Here is a 25,016-nt window from a genome sequence, read left to right as displayed (position 1 = left end):
AGTCGATGAGCGGGAGCAGGTTCACCCGGCGCCGGGCCATCACCCTGGCCGGGGCCGGGGTGGCCGGGGTCGCCGGGGTGGCGGCCGGCGCGGGAGCACTGCTGAACGGCTCCCATGGCCCGGCCGCGGCGAACGACCACCCGGCCGGGGCCGTGCCGTTCCACGGTGAGCACCAGGCCGGCATCGTCACCCCGGCGCAGGACCGGCTGCACTTCGTGGCCTTCGACGTGATCACCAAGGACCGGGCCCGACTCGTCGAACTGCTGGAGGAGTGGACGGCCGCCGCCGCCCGGATGACCGCGGGGCGCGACGCCGGGATCCTGGGTGCGGTCGGCGGGATGCCGGAGGCCCCACCGGACGACACCGGTGAAGCGCTCGGCCTGCCTCCCTCGCAGCTCACCCTCACCATCGGCTTCGGGCCGACGCTGTTCCGCGACGCCGACGGGCGGGACCGCTTCGGTATCGCCGACCGGCGGCCCGCCGCCCTTGCCGAGCTGCCGAAGTTCCCGGGTGACGCGTTGCAGCCGCAGCTCTCCGGCGGTGACCTCTGCGTGCAGGCGTGCGCCAACGACCCGCAGGTGGCGGTGCACGCGATCCGCAACCTGGCCCGGCTCGGCATGGGCGTGGTGAGCGTCCGCTGGTCGCAGTTGGGCTTCGGCCGAACCTCGTCGACCTCGCGGGAGCAGGCCACCGCGCGCAACCTCTTTGGGTTCAAGGACGGCACGGCCAACCTCAAGGCCGAGGACACCGACCTGCTGCGCGACCAGTTGTGGGCGCAGCCGGGCGACGGACCGGACTGGATGGCCGGGGGCTCGTACCTGGTCACCCGCAAGATCCGGATGCTCGTGGAGACCTGGGACCGGACCTCACTCGCTGAGCAGGAGGAGATCGTCGGCCGGACCAAGGGCAGCGGCGCGCCACTGGGTCGCACCGACGAGTTCGATGAGCCCGACTTCGCCGCCCGTGGCGCGGACGGGAAGCCGGTGATCGCCGAGCACGCTCATGTCACGCTGGCCCACCCGAGTCGGAACGGCGGCGCTCAGCTGCTGCGCCGGGGTTACAACTTCGTCGACGGCTCGGACGGCCTCGGCCGACTCGACGCGGGCCTCTTCTTCATCGCCTACCAGCGCGATCCACGCCGTCAGTTCGTGCCGATCCAGACGCAGTTGGCCCGACACGACGTGATGAACGAGTACCTGCGACACGTCTCCAGCGGGGTGTTCGCCTGTCCTCCCGGGGTACGCGACGGCGGGGATCACTGGGGGCGTGGGCTGTTCGGCTGACTGTCGTCCGGATGGCGACAACCGGTTCGGCCCAGCCTGCTGTGGCGCCAGGCGGCGCCGAAGGGGGATCATGGAAGCGTTACCGGCGGACGCCGGTCCCACCGAACTGAATGAGGATGCAATATTAATCCCATGAGAGCCCGCGTACTGGTGGTCGACGATGACCCCGCGCTCGCCGAGATGCTCGGCATCGTGCTGCGCAGTGAGGGTTTCCTGCCCTCGTTTGTGGCGGACGGCGAGCGGGCGTTGGCCGCCTTTCGCGACAGTCGTCCCGATATCGTGCTGCTTGACCTGATGCTTCCCGGTATGAGCGGTATCGACGTGGCCCGGTCGATCCGGGCAGAGTCCGGCGTGCCCATCGTCATGTTGACCGCAAAGAGCGACACCGTGGACGTCGTGCTCGGCCTGGAGTCCGGCGCCGACGACTACGTGGTCAAGCCATTCAAGCCCAAGGAGCTGGTGGCCCGGATGCGGGCCCGACTGCGCCGAGGCGAGGACGTGGCCCCGGAGATGCTCACCATCGGGCCGCCGGACAACCAGATCACCATCGACGTTCCCGCGCACACAGTGAGTCGCAACGACGAGGAGGTGAAGCTGACGCCGCTGGAGTTCGACCTGCTGGTCGCGCTCGCCCGCAAGCCACGTCAGGTCTTCACCCGCGAGGTGCTGCTCGAACAGGTCTGGGGCTACCGGCACGCCGCCGACACCCGTCTGGTCAACGTGCACGTCCAGCGGTTGCGGGCCAAGATCGAGCCAGACCCGGAGCGACCGGAAATCATCCTCACCGTGCGGGGCGTGGGCTACAAGGCAGGGACCGGATAGCCTGGTCGCACTGTGTCGACCTCGCCGCCCCCACCCTCCCCGAGTACGGCTGCCCGCCGGCCCAGCGCCGGCGGGGAGCTCTGGCGTGCGGTGAGCGGTCGGGTCGCTCGTGCGGTGGGTCGGGCACACCAGACCTGGCGCCGTTCGCTCCAGGTCCGGGTCGTGACCATCACGCTGGTCGCGTCCAGCCTGCTGGTCGGCGGGTTCGCGTTCCTGATCGCTGACAAGATCACCACCATCCTGCTCGACAGCGCTCGCAGCGACGTCCGGCAGCGGGTGACCAGCGGTGCCAGCTACGCGGCCAAGCAGGTCTCCTTCTACGGGCAGCCGCAGGAGGCGCAGCTCCAGGAGACCATCGACGGCACTGTCAACTACCTGGCCGGCGGCGACCCCCAGCAGACCAGCGGGGTGGTGGTGGCGATCACCGCCGACGACTATCCCAACGACATCCAGACGCGCACCTCCCCGTCCGCGAACGTGCAGTCGCTGATCAGCCCCGAGCTGCGGGCCGCGATCGCCGACGGCAAGGTGGCCAGTCAGATCCGCACCGGGCGACTCACCGGCGAGAGCACCAAATACCTGGTCTACGGCTCACCGGTGCCCACCCGCTTCGGCCAGATCGAGCTCTACTATCTGGTCCCGCTGGGCCGGCAGGACGTCACCGCCGCCGACGCCCGCGCCACAGTGGTGGCCACCGGGGTCGCGCTGGTGATCCTGCTCGGGTTGCTCGCGGCGCTGGTCACCCGGCTGGTGGTCAACCCGGTCCGGGTTGCCGCACGAACCGCCCAGCGGCTCTCCGCGGGCCTGCTCGACCAGCGGATGGTGGTCAACGGCGAGGACGACCTGGCCCTGCTCGCCGCGTCGTTCAACCAGATGGCCACCAACCTGCAACGGCAGATCCTGCGCCTGGAAGAGATGTCCCGGTTGCAGCGCCGCTTCACGTCAGACGTCTCCCACGAGCTGCGTACCCCGCTGACCACGGTCCGGATGGCCGCCGACCTGATCTTCGCTGAGCGCGACGAGTTCGATCCGGCGGTCGCCCGCAGCGCCGAGCTGCTCCAGGCCGAGTTGGATCGATTCGAGGAGCTGCTCACCGACCTGCTGGAGATCAGTCGGTTCGACGCGGGCTTCGCCATGCTGGATTCCGAGCCGACCGACCTGGTGCCGGTGGTGCACCGGGTGGTCGACCGGCTGGCTGGCCTGGCCGAGCGGGTGGGTGTACCGATCGAACTCGACCTGCCGGGCACGCCCGTGATCGCCGAGGTCGACCCGCGCCGGGTCGAGCGGGTGTTGCGCAACCTGGTCGGCAACGCCGTCGAGCACGGTGAGGCCCGCCCGGTGCTGATCACCCTCGGCATCGACGAGACCGCCGTGGCGATCACCGTCCGCGACCACGGTGTGGGGCTGAAAGTGGGCGAGGAGAAGCTGGTGTTCAACCGGTTCTGGCGGGCGGACCCGTCCCGGGCCCGGCAGACCGGGGGCACCGGGCTGGGCCTGTCGATCAGCCTGGAGGACGCGCGGCTGCACGGCGGCTGGTTGGAGGCGTGGGGTGCTCCCGGGCAGGGCGCGCAGTTCCGGCTCACCCTGCCGGCCCGTGCGGGCGATCGCCTGACCACCTCACCGCTGCGGCTGGTGCCGGCCGACGCCACACTGCCGTTCGGCGGCCCGCGCGACGGCGGCCCACTGGCAATCGGTCCCGGCGCGGGCGGGGCGCTGGCAATCGGCCCGGCTCCAGCCGGAGACGGACAGCGGACGGAGGTGCGCTCGTGAGACGGCCGACTCTGCTCGGGACCCTCGGCGTGATGGTGCTGCTGGGCGCCGGCTGTGGCATCCCGGCGGCATCCGACGTGCGGGTGGACGGCAAGGGCGGCGCCGCGACCGAGGCCGGTGTGATCAGTCGGGGCAGTGAGCCACCGACGCGGACGGCCAGCGGCAGCGTCAACGAGACGTTCGTCCGCAACTTCCTGTCCGCCGCCGCCGGCGAGCCGGATCGGGCGTACGAGCGGGTCAAGGCGTTCATCGCCCCGGAGGACAAGACCCGTCTACAGGACAAGAAGGGCAGCGAGGTCGCGCTGAACGTGGTCCGGCTGCGCGAGGCGGTCTACACCCTCAACAGCGACTCGACCACGACCGTGAAGATCGCCGTGCAGCAGATCGGGGTGCTGCGGACCAACGGCACCCTGGCTCCACCGGTGGCGACCGAGACGGAGTACGAGTTCGGCCTGCGCAGCGCGTCCTTCAACGGCGGCGTCAACGATGACCGGGCCGGCCTCTACATCATCAACCCGCCCAACGTGCTGCTGCTCAGCGACACCGCCCTTCGCGAGTATTACCAGGACGAGACGATTTACTTCTGGAGTTCGGACCGCAGCCGCCTGGTGCCCGACCAGCGCTACCGGCCGCAGGCGGTGCCGGTCGAGCGGCAGGTGAACGAGGTGGTGAAGTGGCTGGTCGGCGGCCCCTCCGACTGGTTGCGCCCGGGAGTCGTCGGGCTGCCCGACCGCACCGAGCTGATCAACAACGCCACCGGCGGCAACGGTCGGTGGGAGGTCAACCTGGACATGTCCGGTGACGACCAGAGCGGGATCGACCAATTGATCACGCAGATTGCCTGGTCATTGGGCGACCTCACCGGTCAGCTGGAGTTGAAGATCCGCAACAACGCGCAGCCCGTGGTGGACCTGGGCGAGCGACGAGACTCCCGGGTGCTCTATCCGTATGCCGCCAGCCCGCAGCGGTTCGGCGTGTACGACGGCGCGATCCACCCACTCGACTTCGACGGCGAGCCCAGCGGCACGGTGCCGCTGACACCCGAGGCCAACCGTAACGTCGTTTCCGCCAGCCTCGGGCTGGCCAAGGACCGCCGGATCCTCGCCGCGATGGTGGTCACCGGCAGCGGCAAGAACCGGTACCGACTCGCCGTGGGCACGGGCGCCGACCCGGTCTCCGTCATCAGCCGCAGCGGCACCGAATACTCCTCGATCGGCCGACCGGTGTGGCTGCGTACTGTCGACAACCGCCCCAGCCGCGGCCTGGTGGTGGCCGACGGGCAGCTCTACCGGTTCGACGAGGCGGCCCGGATGTATCTGGTGCCGCTCAACCTGCCCTCCGCCGCGGTCACCGCGGTGGCCGCCGCGTTGGACGGCCAGCGGGTGGCGCTGATCGCCGGGGGCCGTCTCTACGTCGCCGCGGTCAACCTCGACGGCGGCGGGGCCTCCATCGGCCCGCCCCGAGAGTTGGTCACCTCGCTGACCAACCCGACGGCGGTCGACTGGGGCAGGGAGGACCAGCTTGTGGTGGCGGGGTCGGTCGGCCAGCCGGCGATCTACGAGATCAGTGTCGACGGCGCCCTGGAGACGCCGCTGCGTACCGACCTCGGCGCCAAGGTCACCCACCTGACCGCGTACCCGACAAATCGCAGTGTGCGGGCGCCCAGCGGGGCGTACATGTACGAGGCGAACGGGGTGGCCTACCGCAGCAGCCCGTTCGAACGGATCGAGCCCGGGCGGGTACGCGACATCGCCCCGGTGCCGACCGGCGTCCGGCCGAGCAACCCGTCGGCGCCGTTCTTCCTCTACTGACACGGTGAGCGGGCTCTGGGCGGACCTCGCCGACCTGGTGCTGCCCGCCGACTGCGCCGGTTGTCGGGAGCGCCGACCCGGCCTGCGGCACGGGGTCTGCCCCGCCTGCGTCGCGGCGCTGGGCGAACTGCGGCCACGGGCGGTCCGCCCCACCCCCGCACCGCCGGGCCTGCCGTCCTGCGTCGCCCTCGGCCCGTACGCGGGTCCGCTGCGCGAGGCCCTGCTGGCGTACAAGGAACACGGCCGACACGGGCTGGCCCGCCCACTCGGCGCGCTGCTCGCCGAGGTCGTCGCGGCGGCCGTCGGTGCGGCCCGTCCGCTGGTGTTGGTTCCGGTACCGGACACCGCGGCGGCGGCCCGGTCCCGTTACGGGGACCACCTCGACCGGCTGGCCCGGCACTGCGCGGCCCGGCTCAACCGGAGCGGTTGGGCGGTGCGGGTGCACCGTCCGCTGCGGGCGTCGCCCCGGCCCGACTCGGTCACCCTGGACAGCGCCGGGCGCGCGGCGGCGGCCGAGGCGGCCTTCCAGCCCCGCTCGACCGGGTCGGTCCGGGGTCGTGCCGGGGGTGCGGCGCCGGTCGTGGTGCTGCTCGACGACATCGTCACCACCGGCGTGACCCTCGCCGCCGCGAGCCGGGTGCTGACCGCGACAGGGTGGGCACCGAGTGTCGCGGCGGTGCTCGCGGCGACCGAGAAAAGACACCAGTCGTAACCGATAGTGTTTCCGTTTCACCCGTTGGTGTATGAGGTGCGAAAAATCCTGGGCCGTCTCGGCAACATGGGGTGACTGCCGGGCAAACAGGAGTTAGCGTTTCGCTGTCGGGGGTAGGAGGTCTTTCCCACCACCCTCGGCGGTGAGAGGAGGCGTAGCCGTACCAACCGGTCGACGCCAGCGGGTCTCCCCACGGCGCGCGGCCGGGTAACCGGATCGAAGACCGTCCGAACAAGGGAGGTCACGTGGACATCGTGGTCAAGGGCCGAAACGTCGAAGTGCCGGACCATTACCGGGTACACGTAGCCGAGAAACTCGCGAAGATCGAACGCTACGACCACAAACTTATTCGCGTTGATGTCGAGCTGTTTCACGAGCGCAATCCGCGCCAGGCCGACCACTGCCAGCGGGTGGAGATCACCTGTGTTTCCCGGGGCCCGGTGATTCGGGCCGAAGCCTGCACGAACGACTTCTACAGCGCGCTCGACGCGGCCATCGCGAAGCTCGACACCCGGCTGCGCCGCGCGGCCGACCGCCGCCGCGTACACCGGGGCCGGCACGCGCCGATCTCCGTCGCCGAGGCCACAGCGGGCCTTCCGGTCGCGGACCTGGTGCCCAACGCGCTGAGCGCGCCGAGCGACGGCGCCCGCGCCGGCACCGCGGTCGCGGAGCGGGTCGAAGAGGAGCACGACGACCAGCCGTGGCACATCGCCCGGGAGAAGGTCCACCCGGCCGAGCCGATGACCATCGACGACGCGCTGTTCGAGATGGAACTGGTCGGGCACGACTTCTACCTTTTCCAGGACAAGGAGTCCGGCCGCCCCAGCGTCGTCTACCGGCGCCACGCGTACGACTACGGCATCATCTCCCTCGCCACCTGACCGGTAGCCGATCCGCGTCGATCATGGGGTTGTGGTGGGGAAACGTCCACCACAACCCCATGATCCGTCAGCGGAGGTCGGCGGGGAGCAGCGCAAAGGTCAGGTCGTCCAGGCGGGTGCCGTTCAGCCCGGGCAGCCGGCCGCGCTGAACGGACTCGCGCCGAAAACCGACCCGCTCCAGCACCCGGTGCGACGCGGTGTTGTCCGGCACAGTGCCGGCCGACAGCCGGGCGATACCGGCCGAGCCGAACGCCCAGCCCGCGAGCAACCGGACCGCCCGCGTCGCGTACCCCCGGCCGCGCCAGTCCGGCAGCAACGCGTAGCCGACCGACGCCTCGCCGGCGGCCACGTCGGTGTACGACAAGCCGCAACTGCCCACGGGCTCGCCGCTGGCCATGTCCGTGATCATCAGCCGGGCGATCTCGCCGGTCAGCCAGCCACTCTGCGCGAGACGACAACGCCGCTCCATCGCCTCGCGCGTCGGCGGCACCGGCGGCGCCTGGTTCGCCACCACCTCGGGTCGGCTGTGCAGCCGGTACATCAGCGCCGCGTCGTCCGGTGCGAGTGGGCGCAGCGCCACCACATCGTCGGTGAGCACCCCGCCGGGCAGGTCGGGCAGCAGCCGGGCGGCCGGGCCGGGCGGATCACCGGCGACGCGTACCCAGGCCAGCAGGTCGTGCCGGCCCGCGTCGCGGGACGCACCTGCCGAACGGCGCAGACCCTCGTAGCGGAAGCCGGCGGCCAGCGCGACCCGCTGGCTCGGGCCGTTCTCCGGTTCGGTGAGCAACTCCAGTCGGGCCGCCCCGGCGGCGAACGCGTGCTCGCTCAGCGCGCTGGTCGCCGCGGTGGCCAGCCCGCGACCGCGCGCCGCCGGTCGCATCCAGTAGCCGATCTCCAGCTGACCCCGCGCGGGCACCGGGTTGTTCAGCCCCACCGCGCCGAGCAGACGATCGGTAGCGGGGTCCGCGACGGCGTACGCCGTGCCGCCGCCGGTCCAGGCCGCCGGGGCGCCGACATCGATCCACCAGCGGGCGTCGGTCTCGGTGTACGGCGTTGGCAGGTTCGACACGAACCGTTGAGTCAGCGGGTCCGCGCAGCCGTCCACCACGTCGACGCTGTCCTGCGCGCGAAACGGGCGCAGCCGCACCCCGTGCGCCTCGACGACCGGCCGCAGATTCATCCCAGATCCTTCGCGAGAAGCGCCCCGACCCACACGTCCACCCGCTCGCCCCGGTGCTGTACGCCGCCCCGGGTGATCCCCTCGACCAGGAAGCCCGCCTTCTCCGCCGCCCGGCGGGAGGCGGTGTTGCCCACATTCGCCTTCCACTCGATCCGCGCCAGGCCCAACGTGCTGAAGCCCCAGGCGCTGAGAGCGACCAGCGCGGCGGGCAGGTAGCCCCGACCCCGGGCCGCCGGCGCGGTCATGAAGCCGACGTCGGCCACCAGCGGGTCGGCGGGGGAGAGCCGCAGGTCGAGCGTGCCCGCGTACCGGTCGTCGGAGTCGGCGATCACGAAGCAGGCGGCGTCCCCCCGAGCCCAGGCGTCCCGGCCGTAAGCCTGGTAGCCCTGCGCGTCGGCGCGCTCGTACGGGTCCGGCACTGTCGTCCAGCGGATGCTCTCCGGGTCCCGGCAGGTCTGCACCACGGCGTCCAGGTCCTTCTCCTCCATGGGCCGCAGCCGCAGCTCGCCGGCCCCGGTCTCGGCGAACAGAACGGGCTGCGGGCGGCCGAAGACGGCGGCCCGCCGGGCGGCGAGGGTGCCCGGACCGGCCGGACCGGTCGACCCGGCGGCCGGTACCTCGCCGGGCAGCAGTGAGCCGATCCAGCCGTCCGCACTGCCGGGCAGCGCCGGGTTGGCCAGCCGCAACCTGCCGTCGATCCGGAAACCGGCCCGGAGGGCCACCAGCCGGGAGGCGTGGTTGCCCACCTCGGCCTGCCAGATGAGCCGGCGAAGCCCGAGGGTGTCGAAGGACCAGCGGGCCACCGCCCGGGTGGCCCGGACCATCACGCCCCGGCCACGCGCCCAGGGTGCCGTCCAGTAGCCGATCTCACCGGTGCCGTCCTTGTCGATCGAGATCAGCCCGCTGGAACCCAGCAGTTCCCCGGTGTCCGGGTCGCAGACAGCGAACGGTGCCCCGGTGCCCTCGGCCCAGGCCTTCCGGCTCATCTCGGTGACAAATCCGTGGGCGTGTTCCGGCCGGTACGGGCGCGGTACGGTGGTCCAACGCTGAATGTCCGGGTCCTGGCAGGCTCGGTGCACGGCCTCGGCATCCGTTTCTCGCCAGGGCCGTAGCAGCGCGCCATCCTCGATGATCTCCACGGGCTCCACTCGTGCATCCTGCCGTAGCGTTCGCCGACGGCGTAACCGGATAACGTTTGGGGCGTGTGCAGGACGCGAGTTATGTCGGGTTCGGCGGGGTCGAGCACCGCCACCAGTGACCATCGCGCCGATGGAGCGCCTACGATGGTTCGAGACTGTCTAGGGGAGCGTTGATCCGTGTCGATTCTGGAAAAGGTCCTTAACGCGGGCGAGGGCCGCATGGTGCGCCGGCTCAAGGCCATCGCCGCCGCCGTCACCTCGATCGAGGACGACTACGTCAACCTCACCGACGAGGAACTGGCCGGCATGACCGAACAGTTCCGGGAGCGGCTCGACGAGGGTGAGACCCTCGACGACCTGCTGCCGGAGGCGTTCGCGGTGGCCCGCGAGGCGGCCGCCAGGGTGCTCGGCCAGCGCCCGTACGACGTCCAGGTGATGGGCGGCGCGGCACTGCACTTCGGCAACATCGCCGAGATGAAGACCGGTGAGGGCAAGACGCTGACCTCGGTCATGGCCGTCTACCTCAACGCGCTCTCCGGCAAGGGCGTCCACGTGATCACCGTCAACGACTACCTCGCCCAGCGTGACGCGGCGTGGATGGGTCGGGTGCACGAGTTCCTCGGGCTGACCGTCGGCGTGGTGCTGCCCAACCGGCCGGCCAGTGAGCACAAGGCCGCCTATGAGTGCGACATCACCTACGGCACCAACAACGAGTTCGGCTTCGACTACCTGCGCGACAACATGGCCTGGTCGAAGGACGAGCTGGTGCAGCGTGGGCACAACTTCGCGGTGGTCGACGAGGTCGACTCCATCCTGATCGACGAGGCCCGCACCCCGCTGATCATCTCCGGCCCCGCCGAGCACTCCGCCCGCTGGTACGGCGAGTTCGCCGGCGTGGTGGCCCGGCTCCAGCCCGGCACCGACGGCGAGGGCGACTACGAGGTCGACCACTCCAAGCGCACCATCGCGGTGACCGAGCGGGGCGTTGCCAAGGTCGAGGACCGGCTCGGCATCGACAACCTGTACGAGTCGGTGAACACCCCGCTGGTCGGTTACCTCAACAACGCCATCAAGGCCAAGGAGCTCTACAAGCGCGACAAGGACTACATCGTCAGCGACGGTGAGGTCCTGATCGTCGACGAGTTCACCGGTCGCATCCTGCACGGCCGTCGCTACAACGAGGGCATGCACCAGGCGATCGAGGCCAAGGAGGGGGTGGAGATCAAGCAGGAGAACCAGACCCTGGCCACCATCACCCTCCAGAACTACTTCCGCCTCTACGAGAAGCTGTCCGGGATGACCGGTACGGCGCAGACCGAGGCGAGCGAGTTCAACAAGGTCTACAAGGTCGGCGTCGTGACCATCCCGACCCACCGCCCGATGGTTCGCGAGGACCGGCCGGACGTCATCTACAAGACGGAAAAGGCCAAGTTCAACGCCGTCATCGAGGACATCGCCGAGCGGCACCAGATGGGTCAGCCGGTGCTGGTGGGCACCGTCTCGGTGGAAAACTCCGAGATCCTCTCCCAGCTGCTGCGCCGCCGTGGCATCCCGCACAACGTGCTGAACGCCAAGTTCCACGCCCGGGAGGCCGAGATCGTCGCCCAGGCCGGGCGTAAGGGCGCGGTCACCGTGGCCACCAACATGGCCGGCCGCGGCACCGACATCCTGCTCGGTGGCAACCCGGAGTTCCTCGCCGCGAACGAGCTGCGCCAGCGCGGCCTCGACCCGCTGGAGAACGAGGAAGAGTACGCCAAGGCGATGGAGGAGGTCCTTCCCACCTGGAAGCAGGCCTGCGACGCCGAGGCGGAAGAGGTCTCGGCCGCTGGCGGCCTCTACGTGCTGGGCACCGAGCGGCACGAGTCCCGGCGGATCGACAACCAGCTGCGTGGTCGCGCCGGCCGGCAGGGCGACCCGGGCGAGTCCCGCTTCTACCTGTCCCTTCAGGACGAGCTGATGCGGCGCTTCCGGGCCGGAGCGGTCGAGGCGGTGATGGAGCGCTTCAACATCCCGGAGGACGTGCCCATCGAGTCGAAGATGGTCACCCGGCAGATCAAGAGCGCCCAGGCCCAGATCGAGGGCCAGAACGCCGAGATCCGCAAGAACGTGCTCAAGTACGACGAGGTGCTCAACAAGCAGCGCCAGGTCGTCTACGCCGAGCGGCTCCGGGTGCTCAACGGTGAAGACCTCTCCGACCAGGTCCGCAACATGATCGACGACACCGTCGAGGCGTACGTGCGTGGCGCCACCTCCGACGGCTACGGCGAAGACTGGGACCTTGAGCAGCTCTGGTCCAGCCTCAAGCAGCTCTACCCGGTCGGCGTGACGATTGAGGAGTTGGAAGAGGAGGCCGGCGGTTCCCGGGCCGGCATGGACGCCGACTTCCTGGTCGCCCGCCTCAAGGAGGACGCCAACGCCGCGTACGACCGGCGTGAGGAGCAGCTCGGCACCGAGGGGGTGCGCCAGCTCGAGCGGATGGTGCTGCTCCAGGTCATCGACCGCAAGTGGCGCGAGCACCTCTACGAGATGGACTACCTCCAGGAGGGCATCAACCTCCGGGCGTACGCCCAGCGCGACCCGGTGGTGGAATACCAGCGCGAGGGCTTCGACATGTTCGCCACCATGATGGACGGCATCAAGGAGGAGACCGTCGGTTTCCTCTACAACGTCGACGTCCAGGTGACCGAACCGGAGCCGGAGGAGGGGGCCGACGAGGTCACCCTGCTCGACAAGCCGGTGGAGATCCGGGCCAAGGGCCTCAACCAGGCGCCGCGGCGGCAGGGCCTGCAATACTCCGCCCCCACCATCGACGGTGAGGCCAGCCCGGGCGCGGTCGCCGTGGAGCAGGCCCAGCAGCAGGCTCCGGCGCTCGGTGTGGGCCGACCGGCTCCGGGTGCTCCGGCGGCACCGGGGCAGAGCGCGCCGTCCGCGCCGCAGCGGCCGGCATCCGGGCTGCGTGGCCCGGCAGTTCCGTCGGCTGCCGCCCGTCGGCCGGCACCGAACCAGGCGGAGGCGAGCAACGGCCCGTCCCGCAACGCGCCGTGCCCGTGTGGCTCGGGCCGCAAGTACAAGCGCTGCCACGGCGCCCCCAACGGCGGCAACTGACCAACAGCAGCTGCACCGACAGCGTCTGACCGACGGGTCCCGGCCAACCAGGCCGGGGCCCGTCGGTGTCTTTGAGCCTCGCCGACGACCGGGGCCGGTGCGGTCAGAGCACGTGGAGGGCAACGCAGAGCCAGCGGCCCCGGCGATGTTCGAGGCGCAGCGCCATCGCCCAACTTCGGCCGCCCGCGCCGGTGAGGACGGCTGCCGCCTCCACCGCGGCCTCCCGGGGCTCGCAGACTCGCAGGCGTAGCAGCCGAACCAGTGGTCGGCCGCTACGGCGGCGGGATGCCCCGGCCCGGCCGGATGCGCGGGCGAGTTCGGTCAGCAGGTCGCCCGCTCGGGCCGGGTCGAGCAGCGCTCGTACCTGGGCCGGCGAACGGTAGCCGTTGACCACCTCCAGGCAGGTGCCGACGAAGCGGTGCGCGGCTCGGGTGGTTTCCGGTGCGGTCGACGTCGGCAACGACGCGACCGGGTGGGTGGTGGTGGACCTGCTGGGCACCGGGCGCACTGCTGCTCGCCGCTCCGCCGGCCGGACCGGGCTGGGCCGGGTGGAGGCGAACAGGTCGAGGGCTAGTTGGCCGTCGGTCATCGGCGGCCAGCACGACCCGTCGGCCTCGTCAACGTACGGCGGGTCGAAGGGCGGGACGGGGCGCAGTCGCACGGGTGGTCGGGAAGGACCGGGTCGCGCTCCGCTCATCATGGGCCCCCTTGATCTTGTGTTTGCCTTCGTTTGCCTCCGACAAGCTAGATTCTGAGCGACAAAATCGCCTCGGTCAATGGCTTCGTGGCGCCCTCTGCCCGACAACGCCCATGATCCACTCGGGTTCCTTGAAATCGTGTGGTCCCAGCGGCCCAGACACCCCGACTTCCGTAAAAGCGAGTGGATCATGCCCAGGGACGGGCGGGCGGACGGGCCGGGCAGGCGGGCGGGGACGGGCCGGGCCGGGCAGGCGGGCCGAGCTGAGCGGCGCAGGCTGAGCGGCGCAGGCGGGTCAGGCTGGAGAACGGGTCGGGCTTCTACTACTCGGCGTCGCGGTCGATCAGCGGGTTGCTCTGCACCCAGTCTGCCGTCTCGTCGTATTTGCGCGCTATGTACTCCTCCAGTCGAGCGCGCTCGACGCGCCACTGGCCGCGTCCGCCGATCTTGATCGCCGGCAGTTCGCCGCTGCGCACCATGTGGTAGACCTGCGAGTCCGACACGTTGAGCTCGGCGGCCACGTCGGAGAGCAGCAGGAACCTCGGCTCCACAGAAACTCCCGGGGTTGATGTCGTTTGGCTCAGTTTGCCACCGACAGCCCCTGCCGCCCAGCACCGGACCGGGTCGGTGGCGGACCAACCACGCGGGACACACCGGCTGGGAACTTCCTCCGGCCGGAGGCGGGGTGTATGACGGTCACGGCGTGCGGCATGATCTGCGCCCGTGCCGGCGGCCGCCGGTGGAGGACGACGCGGGGAGACGACCGGTGACCGACGAGCTTGTCCGGGTGTACGTGCCGGCGACCGTACCGATGCTGGCCCGGCTGCGTGTGGAGGGCCTGGCCGCCGACCAGGCGCACGCCGTGACCCCGGCGCTGCGCGAGTGGTACGCCGAGGGTGACGAGGAGGAGTTGGAGTACGTCGCCTTCACCCGCGCTGCCCAGGACGCCCTGCACCTGCTCCGGACCGACCCGACCGCTCCCCGCCGTCGCGTCGTCATCTCGGTCGACCTGCCGTCGGCATCGATCGGTCGCGGCGACGGCGAGCTGGGCTCCAGCGCGGTGACGTTGACCGACGCCGTGCCGGTGGGCGCCGTCGCGGCCATCCACGTGGACAGCGCGGACGCGGCCGAGGAGGTCGGCGCGGCGGCCGACGTCGTGGCCGAGGCGGCGGCTGGTGACCCGGACGCCCAGTTCACCGTCGACGGCGCCGAGGACCACGAGCTGGAGTGGTACGACGTGACGGAGCTGGACCAGCTGCTGAGCGCGACCGACTGAGCCGGGCAGCGCCCCGACAGCAGCCGGAACACCGGATTCGCCCGCCTGCGCCGAACGCGGCCCCGGCCGCCGCACCGGGCACGCCCGCCTGCGCCGGCCACCTTCCTCGAACGCCGGCCCCGGTGAGGCGTCAGCGAGCGGGGTCCGCCTTCGCCGGGTCCGTGTCGGACGTCTCAGCTGCGTCGAACGTCTCGGCCGGGTCCGCGTCGAACGCCTTGGCGTAGCCCGGCTTGTCGTCCGCCGGGTCGACCTGCTCCGCGACGGGGTTCGGGCCGTGGGCCGGTTCGTCGTCGTCGCTGTGGGCCGGGCTGAGCGTGCGGCCGAATGCGATGAGCGCAGTCAGCGCCCCCACGAAGAGCACCCAGATGCCGTTGTCCACCCGGGAGGTGCCCAGCGAGGTCTGCGCCACCGCGTCCGCCTCACTGAGCGCGCTGGCAAGGTCGAGCAGCGACCGGCCGCCAACCCTGATGATCACTTCGGCGAGCAGCAGGAGGAGCCCCGGCCCGGCGCCGGCGAGCAGGTACGCCGGCCAGCGCAGCGCCGGGGCGTCGGGATCGCGGCGGACGGCTCGACGCCGTGCCCAGGTCAGGTAGCCGAAGGCCAGAAGCCCGGCGAGCAGCCCGGCGACGAGCGATTCGGTACGGGACACCCACTTGGCTGCGTTGATCAACGATTCCTGGCTGTCGCCGGAGCCGAAGAGGTCGAACAGCGGGTCCCGGGCGCGGCTGAACGCGACAACGAAGATCAACGTGCCCAGCGCGGCGGTGACCACGGCACCGACCGCCGGGGCGGTCCGCGCGCCGGCCAGCGCGCCCCCGATGATCGCCGCGGCAGCCGTGGTGCCGGCGATCACGTTGGTGGTGGACGTGTCGAAGTAGGTGAGGTTGATGGCCACGGCGGCAGCGAGCCCGACCAGCATTCCGCCGCCGATCGCCCCGGCGAAGCGCAGGGTGGCCCAGTCGCCGTACCGGCGGGCCAGCAGGTTGCCACCGGCCAGCGCGACGGCGGCCCCGGCCACCAGCGCGGCCGAGATCACGCCGGGCAGGGCGAACGCGGAGAGGCTGATCGCGGTGACCCCGGCTGCGGCCGAGGTGATGGCCTCCCGGGTGGACCAGAGCATGGCGGTCAGCCAACCGAGCGCCAGCAGCGCGAGCACTGCGGCGCCGGGCGCGGGCAGCGGACGACTGCCGGCGCTGGCCGCGTCGACCGCCGGCTCGTCCGACTCAGGGGCCGGGACGCGGCCGGGCTGCTTGGTCATCGTCTCCCCTTCGAGGCGGCAGGTCACCGACCATTCAGGGTACGCGGGCCCGCTGGGCTGCCTGTCGCCCCGGGACAGCGGGACGGATCGAGGCCGGTCGGTAAGGGGAGGAAGGGTAGGCCGGTCCTTGGCGCGGGGCGGTGGCCAAGGTGGGTCGCGCGGCCCGTCGTGGGAGAATCAGGGGAGGTCCCGCCGCTGCCCGGCCTCCGGTGCGGCGTCCGGTGTCCGGCCATCCGGTCGGTGCCCGCGGGTCCGGTTTCGCCACTGCTGTCGAGATCGCCAGGAGCCTTGATGGATGCCGTGTTCTCCGTTCCCGAGCCGCGCAACGAGCCGGTTCGCAACTACGAGCCGGGCAGCCCCGACCGGGACCGGCTCCAGCGGCGGCTGACCGAGCTCGCCGCCGAGCGCATCGACCTGCCGATGACCATCGGCGGTGAGCAGCGGATGGCCGGCGGTGACCCGATCAACGTGGTGCAGCCGCACAAGCACGCCCACGTGCTGGGGGTGACCGCGCACGCCACCCACGACGACGCGCGCGCCGCGACCAAGGCGGCCAAGGACGCCGCGCCGATGTGGCGGGCGCTGCCCTTCGAGGAGCGCGCCGCGATCTTCCTGCGCGCCGCCGAACTGCTCGCCGGTCCCTGGCGGGACACGCTCAACGCCGCCACCATGCTCGGTCAGTCGAAGACCGCGATCCAGGCGGAGATCGACGCGGCGTGCGAGTTCATCGACTTCCTGCGGTTCAACGTGCACTTCGCGCGTCGCCTGCTCGAGGAGCAGCCGGCGTCCTCGCCCGGCGTCTGGAACCGCTTCGACCACCGCCCGCTGGAGGGCTTCGTCTACGCGGTCACCCCGTTCAACTTCACCGCCATCGCCGGCAACCTACCGTCGGCGCCGGCCCTGCTGGGCAACACGGTGGTCTGGAAGCCGGGCCCGACCCAGCAGTTCGCCGCGCACTTCACCATGCGGCTGTTCGAGGCCGCCGGCCTGCCGCCCGGCGTGATCAACATGGTCACCGGCCGGGGCGAGGAGGTCTCCGACGTCGTGCTCGCCGACCCGGATCTGGCCGGCATCCACTTCACCGGTTCGACAAAGGTCTTCCAGCAGTTGTGGCGGACCGTGGGCGACAACATCTCCCGTTACCGGGGCTACCCGCGCCTGGTCGGCGAGACCGGCGGCAAGGACTTCGTCGTCGCGCACACCAGCGCCGACGTGGACGCGCTGCACACCGCGCTGATCCGTGGCGCGTACGAGTACCAGGGCCAGAAGTGCTCGGCGGCCTCGCGGGCGTACGTGCCGCGCTCGATCTGGGAGGGTGGGCTGCGGGACCGGCTGGCCGCCACCACCGACTCGCTGACCTACGGTGACGTGGCCGACTTCGGCAACTTCGGCGGTGCAGTGATCGACGACAAGGCGTTCTCCCGGCACACCGCTGCCCTGGAGCTGATCGCCGGTGACGACAGCTGCCGGGTGCTGGCCGGTGGCACCGCCGACGACTCGGTCGGCTACTTCGTGCGACCGACGCTCTTCGAGTGCGGCGACGCCGCTCACGAGACCTTCACCACCGAGTACTTCGGGCCGATCCTGGGCGTGCACGTGTTCGACGACGCCCGGTTCGACGAGGTGGTCGCGCAGGCGGAGTCGATCGCCCCGTACGCGCTGACCGGCTCGGTGTTCGCCACCGACCGTCGGGTCGTCGAGTCGGTCGGCGAGCGCATGCGGTACGCGGCCGGCAACTTCTACATCAACGACAAGCCGACCGGCGCGGTGGTCGGGCAGCAGCCCTTCGGTGGCGCCCGCGCCAGCGGCACCAACGACAAGGCCGGCTCCTGGCTGAACCTGGTCCGTTGGATCTCCCCGCGGACGATCAAGGAGACCTTCGTGCCGCCGACCGACCACACGTACCCCCACATGGGCTGACAGGCGACGACCCGCCGGCGGCGCGCGTGCGACGCCGCCGGCGGACGCCCGGAATGTGGCAATCCATCGATAGTCCTCAACGGACAGTCTGCCGCCGACAGTGCACTTAGGAAGTCCTGTTGGGTGGCAAACCGGCAAATCCTGGACGCCGGGTGCGCAAAGTGGCAGCGTAGTGGGCATGGCGGATTCCGGAGTCAACCCTACGGCGGCGGCCCTGCTCGGCCTCCTCCACGAGGGCCCGATGACAGGCGGTCAGTTGATGGCCGCCGCTGAGCGCCGTCTGGCGCCGTACTGGTCGATGACCCGCAGTCAGGTGTACCGCGAGTTGCCGGTGCTGGCTGAGCGGGGTTTCGTGCGGCTCGGCAAGCCGGGCCCGCGGATGAGCCAGCCCTACGCACTCACCGCCAGCGGAAAACGGACGTTTTCCCGCTGGCTCGCGGAGAACCCGGGGCGGGACACCATCCGCAACCCGATAGCTCTCCGGATGGCTTTCGGCAACCTGCACTCCGCCAGCCAGCTGAAGGGCCTGTACGCCTCGGCCAACGAATACCACACCGAGGCCCTCGCCCAGGTCCGGGAGCAGGTGAAGAACGCCAAACGGGACGGCGAGACGTACGACGCCAGCGCGCTGGAGTTCGCCGTCGCCTACCACCGGGCGGCCCTGTCGTGGTTGAAGTCCGCCCCCGTCGGGTGACGGTCAGCGGGTTCGCGCATAGGGAACGAGCTGCTCCGCTCCCGGCACAGTACGCTTGTCTGTCGTGACCGCTGCCGATTACGCCGAACAGCTCAAGGAACTCGACGCGACCCTGCGAAACATCGAGGCCGTCCTCAACCTCGACCGGCTCCACGAGGACAAGGCCCGCCTGGAGCAGGAGGCCTCCGCCCCCGACCTGTGGGACGACCAGGCCAAGGCCCAGCAGGTGACCTCGCAGCTGTCGTACGTCAACGGCGAGATCAGCAAGCTGGGCAGCCTGCGTTCCGGGCTCGACGACGCCCAGGTGCTGCTGGAGCTGGCCGAGGCCGAGGCCGACCCGGGTGTGCTGACCGAGGTCGAGTCGGAGATCACCGGGCTGACCAAGGCCATCCAGGAGATGGAGGTCCGCACCCTGCTCTCCGGCGAGTACGACTCCCGGGAGGCGCTGGTCGCCATCCGGGCTGGCGCGGGTGGCGTGGACGCCGCGGACTTCGCCGAGATGCTGCTGCGGATGTACCTGCGCTGGGCGGAGCGGCACGGCTACCCGACCGAGGTCTACGAGACCTCGTACGCCGAGGAGGCGGGCCTGAAGTCGGCCACCTTCGCGGTCAAGGTGCCGTACGCGTACGGCACGCTCAGCGTCGAGTCGGGCACGCACCGGCTGGTCCGGATCAGCCCGTTCGACAACCAGGGTCGTCGGCAGACCAGCTTCGCGGGTGTGGAGGTTCTGCCGGTCACCGAGCAGACCGACCACATCGACATCCCGGAGAACGAGGTTCGCGTCGACGTCTACCGTTCCTCCGGCCCGGGTGGGCAGAGCGTCAACACCACAGACTCGGCGGTGCGCCTGACGCACATCCCGACCGGCATCGTGGTGACCTGCCAGAACGAGAAGTCCCAGTTGCAGAACAAGGCCTCCGCGCTGCGGGTGCTGCAGGCCCGGCTCCTGGAGCGCAAGCGCCAGGAGGAGGAAGAGAAGATGGCCGGCCTCAAGAGCGGCGGCACGAGCTCGTGGGGCGACCAGATGCGCTCCTACGTCCTGCACCCGTATCAGATGGTGAAGGATCTCCGAACCGAGCAGGAGACCGGCAATCCGAGCGGGGTCTTCGACGGCGACCTCGACGATTTCATCGAGGCCGGCATCCGTTGGCGCAAGCAGCGTCAGCTCGCTGGCGACGGTGCGTGACGGCGCGCGGGCGGAGCGCGTCATCGATCTCCAGGTAGAAGCCTGATTCGACGACTCGTGCCGGATCGGCGGGGCGTGGGGCTTGGCTCAGTTGTTACACCGCGTAGACTCACCACCCGTGATTCAGCTTGAGCAAGTGACGAAGACGTACCCGAAGGCGTCCCGGCCTTCGCTCGACAACGTGTCCGTCTCGATCGAGAAGGGCGAGTTCGTCTTCTTCATCGGTCCATCCGGCTCCGGCAAGTCCACGATCATCAAAATGCTGCTGCACGAGGTGGCCCCCAACAAGGGGCGCGTCGTCGTCAACGGCAAGGACGTCACGTCGATGCGTTCCTGGAAGCGACCCCACTTCCGGCGCTCGATCGGCTGCGTCTTCCAGGACTTCCGGCTGCTGCCCAACCGCACCGCGTACGAGAACGTGGCGTTCGCCCTCGAGGTGATCGGCAAGACGAAGGCGGTTGCCCGCCGGGTCGTGCCGGAGGTGCTGGAGCTGGTCGGGCTCGGTGGCAAGGAGCACCGCTACCCGCACGAGCTCTCCGGTGGTGAGCAGCAGCGGGTCGCCGTCGCCCGGGCGTTCGTGAACCGTCCGCTGATCCTGCTGGCGGACGAGCCCACCGGAAACCTGGACCCGGACACCTCGATTGAGATCATGCGCCTGCTGGACCGGATCAATCGCACCGGCACGACCGTCGTGATGGTCACCCACGACTCCAACATCGTGAACCAGATGCGCCGCCGCGTCGTTGAGATTGAGAGCGGTCGCATCGTGCGTGACCAGGCCCGCGGCGTCTACGGGTGAGCCGGCGCTCCACCCCTGCGCAGCCTGACGACGAACACCTCATGCCGGAGACCCGGAGGAAATCCCGATGCGCGTGAAATACGTCCTGTCCGAGGTACTGGTCGGACTGTGGCGCAACGTGACCATGTCCATCGCGATGATCATCACGATGGCGGTCTCGCTGACCATGCTCGGCGCCAGCGGTCTCATGTACCGCCAGGTCGACGACATGAAGGACCTCTACTACAAGAACATCCAGGTCTCGATCTTCATGGAGCAGGAGGTGAGCGAGCAGCAGCGCACCGACCTGCAGACCAAGCTCGACGGCGACCCCCTGGTCAAGGAGGTCATCTACGTCGACAAGGCCCAGGCGTACGAGCGCTTCAAGTCGATGTACCAGGACGCGCCGGACCTGGTGAACGCGGTCAAGCCGGACCAGCTGCCCGAGTCGTTCCGGCTCACACTGAACAACCCGGAGCAGTACAAGAACGTCTACGACCAGTACAAGGACACTGAGGGTGTCGAGGAGATCGTCGACCAGAGTCGACTGCTCGACAAGATCTTCAACATCCTCACCGCGATCCAGAACATCGCTCTGGCCGCCGCCATCGTGATGGCGGTCGCCGCCCTGCTGCTGGTCGCGAACACCATTCAGGTGGCCGCGTACAGCAAGCGGCGTGAGGTTGCGGTCATGAAGCTGGTCGGCGCGTCCAACTGGTTCATCCAGGCGCCGTTCGTGCTGGAGGCCGTGGTGGCCGGCCTGATCGGTTCACTGCTCGGTCTGGTGGCCCTGGTAGCGGCGAAGTATCTGCTCTTCGACGGGTCGTTGAGCGCGTTGCAGGGTCTGCTCTCGCCGATCACCTGGGGCGACATCCTGTTCATCTTCCCGCTGATGGCCGGCGTCGGTGGTCTGGTCAGCGCGGGCACCGCCTGGATCACCCTGCGCTTCTACCTGCGGGTCTAGGCACCGTACGGGTCGTCCCGTCGTCTCCCGAGGACCCTCCCGCAGCCGGAAATAAACGGCGCGGGAGGGTCCTTGCATTCGGGTAGCATGATCGGTTGTCCGGCCGGGGTGAGCCCGGCCACGGACGCCAGGAGAGGGGGTGGCACCGATGCCACGGGAAAAGGGGCGCAAGGTGGTCGCCTCCAACAAGAAGGCGCGCCACGACTACGCCGTCCTCGACACGTACGAGGCGGGCATGGCGTTGACCGGCACCGAGGTCAAGTCGCTGCGGGCCGGGCGAGCGTCGCTTGTTGACGCGTTCGCGCAGGAACGTGACGGCGAGCTCTATCTGCACTCGATGCACATCCCGGAGTACACCCAGGGCACCTGGACCAACCATGAGCCCCGGCGTACCCGCAAGCTGCTGCTCAACCGGGCCGAGATCGACAAGCTCCTCGGCAAGACCCGCGAGGGCGGTTACACCATCGTCCCGTTGCAGGTCTACTTCTCGGACGGCTGGGCCAAGGTCGAGATCGCCCTGGCCAAGGGCAAGAAGTCGTACGACAAGCGTCAGGACCTCGCCAAGCGGGACGCGGACCGGGAGATCGCCCGGGTGTCCGGTCGACGCGGCAAGGGAATGGACGACTAGTTCATCCTGTTTGTCCGGGTCGGCGTGCCGGCCCGGGGCTCGGGATGAAACCGGTTGCGGCAGGCGTTAGTCTTGTCAGTGCCGCCACATCGGCGGCCTGTCGAGGGGGTGACTGGTTTCGACTTCGTACGCAGCGACAGGGGAAGCGAGCCGAGGAAGCCGACGTCGTCTCGAGAATCGGTCGTCGGAAACTTATAAGCGCCAAGCAAAATCGCGCTGACTTCGCTCTCGCCGCCTGAGGCGAGTAGCTAAGTCTGTCGGCCTGGGAACGCCTTCGTCCCAGTAGCCGGCATCAGCTAGGAGGCTGGCCAATCGGACCCGGTCGCGGGGTCCGTGCGGCGAGATTAATCAGCGACTGGGCCCGTCACACCAACTTGCTCGCGTGAGCGGTGGGGCCGAGTAGAGGCACAGCGAGCTGCGCTCGGAGAAGCCCTGACAAACCGGCGAAGGACCCGGGTTCGATTCCCGGCACCTCCACCACCTCGAACGAAGCGCCCCGGCCCACCAGCCGGGGCGCTTCGTTGTTCGCGGGGTCTTACGCTGCCCCCTGTGACCAACCAGGAGCTGCGCCTGTCGGTCGGCGCGTCACCCGGCCAGCGCGTCGTGGCGTTGGTGTTCGGCGTCCTGCTCACGGCCGTGGGCGCGGCGTTCGTGGCACTGCCCCTCGTCGCCGACGGGCTGTTGCGCCGGCTGACCGGCCCGGGTGACGCGTTCGCCTCCTATGAGGAGGCTCGGGACCTGCCACCGGGGCTGCTGCCGCCCGGCCTACGCGACTCCGCCGACCCGAACCAGTCCGGTCCCAGCCCGTTCGTCGGGCTGTGTGGCCTGCCCTTCGTCCTGCTCGGCCTCTACCTGGTGCTGCGGGTGCTCCGCACGGCTGCCTGGCTGGACGGCAGCCGGGCGCGGGTACGCGGTGCGCTGCGCACGCGCACCGTCGACCTCGCCACCGCCCGGATCGAGTCCGGCGCGGTGTCGTACCGCGAGGCGGTCGACGACGGTCCGGCCGGCGAACCACAGGTACGGGCCATCCTCGCGACCGATCCGGGGAGCGCCCGGGGGGTCACCATCCCACTGCGCGGCATGGGGCTGACCGTCCTGCCGCCGTCCGAGCTGCGGGCGCTGGCCGAGGCGATCACGACGCGTCGACCGGGCGACGAGCGGGCCGGTGACGCGCGCGCTGTGGCCGACCACCTGCGCCGGCTGGCAGAGCCTCCGTCGACCGACTGAGGCGGTCGTACGTCCCCCAGGAGGCCTGTGCGGCGCTCCAGGGCCACCAACGTGGCTGGTGGGGTCGCTGGGTCCAACGGGGCAGATGAGACGGCTCAGGGCCCTGGACAGGGCGGGCCGGGCGGCCTCACCATCGCGGTATGGGGTAGCAGCGCCGCCGCGCGGGAGGTGCCATGGTCACCGGTCCGGTCCAGCAGCCGTCACTCGTCGCCCGACCGCGCGTCGCGCATCCGGCGGGGCTCCCCGCCGATCCACATTCCAGCGGTCTACCCGGCGCGCCGCGCCCGGCCGGCCTCGCCGGTGACGTGCACGCCCTCGGCCGGGCCGTCGCCGTCGCCAGCACCGAGCCGTGCTGGCGCGAAGAGGTTCTCCTTCGGCTGCGTCCGGTGCGCCAGGGCTTCGCCGAGCACGTCCGGGTCACCGAAGGCCCCACCGGCCTCTACCGGGAGTTGCTCACCCAGTCACCGCGACTGGACCACGGCGTGCGGCTGCTGACCCGGGAGCACGTGGCGATCGTCGCCGCGATCCTGGCGGTTCAGCAGATCGCTGAGCGGCCCGAGTCGCACCCCGATGAGCTGCGACACCGGGCCGGGCACCTGCTGCGGCGGTTGGCCCGGCATCGCCGGCGCGGCGCCGACCTGCTCTGGGAGGCGTACCAGACGGATCTGGGTGGCGAGACCTGAGCCCAGGGCGGGAACCGGCCGGTCGGCGGAGGCGTCGAACCGTACATGAATCGGCCTGCCCTGCTGCTCGTACTCCCGTTGCTGCTCTTGACGGGCTGTGCCGCGACCGACGCCGGCCCGGCCGACGGCCCGCCCGGCCCGACGCACGGGGCGGAGGCGTTCGACCGGCGGGCCGCTCAGGTCGCCGAGGCGTGGCGGCCCGGCCCCGACTGGCGCACGGGCTACGTGCCGTTGGAGGGGCCGACAGTGCTCACCGGTGACCCGGGTTTCACCCCCGAGACCGAGGCGGCCTTCCGGGCCGGGTGGTACCGCGCGCAGGTCGGGATACCGCCCACCCGGGTCGGCGGCGAGATCCAATTCCCGGACGGGCGGCTGACGCTGCCGTTGGTCAGCGCCGCCGAGGCGTACCGGCAGCTCGACCAGGGTGACCCACTGCCCTGCCCGGGGCGGCCGAAGCGGCCTGGGCGCCCCACCCCCGGCGGCCCCACAGTCGAACCGGGGCCCGACGGGTGGAGCACGAGCAGCACGCAGACCGCCTGTCTTCCGCTCACCGTCACCGCTGTCACGTTCGGTGCCGTGCCGGTGCGCACGAGCCGGGGCGTGGCACAGGTCCCGGCCTGGCTGTTCACCATCAAGGAGCTGGCCACCCCGGTGGTCCGGCTCGCCGTCGCGCCGACGGCGGTCACCCCCGTCCCCGAGCCGACCACGCCGGCCCGGCCACTGCCGGACGGGTTGGTGGCGGCCCAGAACCTGGCCGCCGTCGACGACGCCCGGCTGACCGTGCGGCTCGGCGTCGGCGCGTGCGACACCGGGATCACACCGTTGGTGTGGGAACGGCCGGACGTCGTGGTGGTCGGTGGCGGCGTCACCCGGGCCACCGGCGAATGTATCGCCCTGCTGAAACTGGAGCCGGTCACCGTGACCCTCGCGGCGCCGCTGGGCAGCCGGCCGGTGCTGGACGTCTTCACCGGTGCCCCGCTGGCGATCGCACCGCGCTGACTC

The 25,016-nt window shown here is 70.6% G+C and carries 22 protein-coding genes and 1 other RNA gene; 18 read left to right on the top strand and 5 right to left on the bottom strand.

The genetic code is table 11. The features are described 5' to 3' along the window. The first annotated feature begins 5 nt into the window (after nt 1-5). From efeB to hpf, 6 genes are all read left to right on the top strand, one after another. Nucleotides 6-1,283, top strand: a complete 1,278-nt coding sequence (gene efeB, locus FB453_RS02395; RefSeq protein ID WP_145787170.1) for an iron uptake transporter deferrochelatase/peroxidase subunit — start codon at nt 6-8, stop codon at nt 1,281-1,283. A 132-nt stretch (nt 1,284-1,415) separates the two neighbouring features. Next, a complete protein-coding gene (gene mtrA, locus FB453_RS02390; RefSeq protein ID WP_030331519.1) occupies nt 1,416-2,105 on the top strand; it encodes an MtrAB system response regulator MtrA in 690 nt (229 codons plus the stop codon). Nucleotides 2,106-2,117: 12 nt separating this feature from the next. Next, nucleotides 2,118-3,875, top strand: coding sequence for an MtrAB system histidine kinase MtrB (gene mtrB / locus FB453_RS02385; protein WP_112582391.1), 1,758 nt, complete (start codon nt 2,118-2,120; stop codon nt 3,873-3,875). Nucleotides 3,876-3,907: 32 nt separating this feature from the next. Next, complete coding sequence (locus FB453_RS02380) at nt 3,908-5,686, top strand: LpqB family beta-propeller domain-containing protein (protein WP_145787832.1); 1,779 nt, start codon at nt 3,908-3,910, stop codon at nt 5,684-5,686. 4 nt (nt 5,687-5,690) lie between these two features. Further along, nucleotides 5,691-6,398: a type I phosphoribosyltransferase gene (locus FB453_RS02375; RefSeq protein WP_145787168.1), complete on the top strand. Its 708-nt coding sequence runs from the start codon at nt 5,691-5,693 to the stop codon at nt 6,396-6,398. A gap of 245 nt (nt 6,399-6,643) precedes the next feature. After that, nucleotides 6,644-7,279 carry a ribosome hibernation-promoting factor, HPF/YfiA family gene (gene hpf / locus FB453_RS02370; protein ID WP_091393991.1) on the top strand — a complete coding sequence of 212 codons (636 nt, stop codon included), beginning with the start codon at nt 6,644-6,646 and terminating at the stop codon, nt 7,277-7,279. Nucleotides 7,280-7,346: 67 nt separating this feature from the next. Here hpf and FB453_RS02365 read toward each other — a convergent pair whose 3' ends face one another. Together FB453_RS02365 and FB453_RS02360 are read right to left on the bottom strand one after the other, a co-directional pair. Next, nucleotides 7,347-8,459: a GNAT family N-acetyltransferase gene (locus FB453_RS02365; RefSeq protein ID WP_145787167.1), complete on the bottom strand. Its 1,113-nt coding sequence runs from the start codon at nt 8,457-8,459 to the stop codon at nt 7,347-7,349. Next, on the bottom strand, nt 8,456-9,607 hold the full coding sequence (locus FB453_RS02360) for a GNAT family N-acetyltransferase (RefSeq protein WP_145787165.1): 1,152 nt from the start codon (nt 9,605-9,607) through the stop codon (nt 8,456-8,458). Before FB453_RS02360 ends, FB453_RS02365 begins: the two co-directional genes overlap by 4 nt. A gap of 168 nt (nt 9,608-9,775) precedes the next feature. On the opposite strand from FB453_RS02360, the gene secA reads away from it, so the two are divergent. Beyond that, nucleotides 9,776-12,703, top strand: a complete 2,928-nt coding sequence (secA, locus tag FB453_RS02355; RefSeq protein WP_112582384.1) for a preprotein translocase subunit SecA — start codon at nt 9,776-9,778, stop codon at nt 12,701-12,703. Nucleotides 12,704-12,806: 103 nt separating this feature from the next. Here the strand turns inward: secA and FB453_RS02350 are convergent, their stop codons facing one another. Further along, nucleotides 12,807-13,403, bottom strand: a complete 597-nt coding sequence (locus FB453_RS02350) for an Rv3235 family protein (RefSeq protein ID WP_112582383.1) — start codon at nt 13,401-13,403, stop codon at nt 12,807-12,809. 320 nt (nt 13,404-13,723) lie between these two features. Continuing rightward, the gene (locus FB453_RS02345; protein WP_145787163.1) at nt 13,724-13,951 is read right to left on the bottom strand and encodes a helix-turn-helix domain-containing protein; all 228 of its coding nucleotides are present in this window, start codon (nt 13,949-13,951) and stop codon (nt 13,724-13,726) included. A gap of 215 nt (nt 13,952-14,166) precedes the next feature. On the opposite strand from FB453_RS02345, the gene FB453_RS02340 reads away from it, so the two are divergent. Beyond that, entirely contained in the window at nt 14,167-14,676 is a 510-nt protein-coding gene (locus tag FB453_RS02340; protein WP_145787161.1) for a DUF6912 family protein, read from the top strand. A 130-nt stretch (nt 14,677-14,806) separates the two neighbouring features. On the opposite strand, the gene FB453_RS02335 is transcribed toward FB453_RS02340, so the two are convergent. Beyond that, a complete protein-coding gene (locus FB453_RS02335; protein WP_486480133.1) occupies nt 14,807-15,934 on the bottom strand; it encodes a hypothetical protein in 1,128 nt (375 codons plus the stop codon). 291 nt (nt 15,935-16,225) lie between these two features. Here FB453_RS02335 and pruA point away from each other — a divergent pair, with 291 nt between their 5' ends. The 10 genes from pruA (at nt 16,226) to FB453_RS02285 (ending at nt 25,013) form a co-directional block, all read left to right on the top strand. After that, nucleotides 16,226-17,854 carry an L-glutamate gamma-semialdehyde dehydrogenase gene (pruA, locus tag FB453_RS02330; RefSeq protein ID WP_112601859.1) on the top strand — a complete coding sequence of 543 codons (1,629 nt, stop codon included), beginning with the start codon at nt 16,226-16,228 and terminating at the stop codon, nt 17,852-17,854. A 178-nt stretch (nt 17,855-18,032) separates the two neighbouring features. Continuing rightward, nucleotides 18,033-18,548: a PadR family transcriptional regulator gene (locus tag FB453_RS02325; RefSeq protein ID WP_091393967.1), complete on the top strand. Its 516-nt coding sequence runs from the start codon at nt 18,033-18,035 to the stop codon at nt 18,546-18,548. Nucleotides 18,549-18,612: 64 nt separating this feature from the next. Then, nucleotides 18,613-19,734 (top strand): peptide chain release factor 2, encoded by a 1,122-nt coding sequence (prfB, locus tag FB453_RS02320; RefSeq protein WP_091393964.1) that lies wholly within the window; start codon nt 18,613-18,615, stop codon nt 19,732-19,734. A gap of 118 nt (nt 19,735-19,852) precedes the next feature. Then, nucleotides 19,853-20,533, top strand: a complete 681-nt coding sequence (gene ftsE, locus FB453_RS02315; protein ID WP_030331491.1) for a cell division ATP-binding protein FtsE — start codon at nt 19,853-19,855, stop codon at nt 20,531-20,533. A 67-nt stretch (nt 20,534-20,600) separates the two neighbouring features. After that, nucleotides 20,601-21,476, top strand: coding sequence for a permease-like cell division protein FtsX (gene ftsX / locus FB453_RS02310; RefSeq protein WP_112582377.1), 876 nt, complete (start codon nt 20,601-20,603; stop codon nt 21,474-21,476). A gap of 148 nt (nt 21,477-21,624) precedes the next feature. After that, nucleotides 21,625-22,104, top strand: a complete 480-nt coding sequence (gene smpB / locus FB453_RS02305) for an SsrA-binding protein SmpB (protein ID WP_112582503.1) — start codon at nt 21,625-21,627, stop codon at nt 22,102-22,104. Between the two features lie 104 nt (nt 22,105-22,208). Further along, nucleotides 22,209-22,584, top strand: a transfer-messenger RNA (tmRNA) gene (gene ssrA, locus FB453_RS02300). 69 nt (nt 22,585-22,653) lie between these two features. Beyond that, on the top strand, nt 22,654-23,331 hold the full coding sequence (locus tag FB453_RS02295; RefSeq protein ID WP_145787159.1) for a hypothetical protein: 678 nt from the start codon (nt 22,654-22,656) through the stop codon (nt 23,329-23,331). Between the two features lie 173 nt (nt 23,332-23,504). Then, on the top strand, nt 23,505-24,014 hold the full coding sequence (locus FB453_RS02290; protein ID WP_145787157.1) for a hypothetical protein: 510 nt from the start codon (nt 23,505-23,507) through the stop codon (nt 24,012-24,014). Nucleotides 24,015-24,059: 45 nt separating this feature from the next. Then, complete coding sequence (locus FB453_RS02285; protein WP_112582372.1) at nt 24,060-25,013, top strand: hypothetical protein; 954 nt, start codon at nt 24,060-24,062, stop codon at nt 25,011-25,013. Nucleotides 25,014-25,016: the final 3 nt, after the last annotated feature.

It is taken from the genome of Micromonospora sp. CNZ322, from assembly GCF_007827755.1.
Note: the sequence above shows the minus strand (reverse complement) of the source record. Positions and strands in the feature narration are given on the sequence as shown.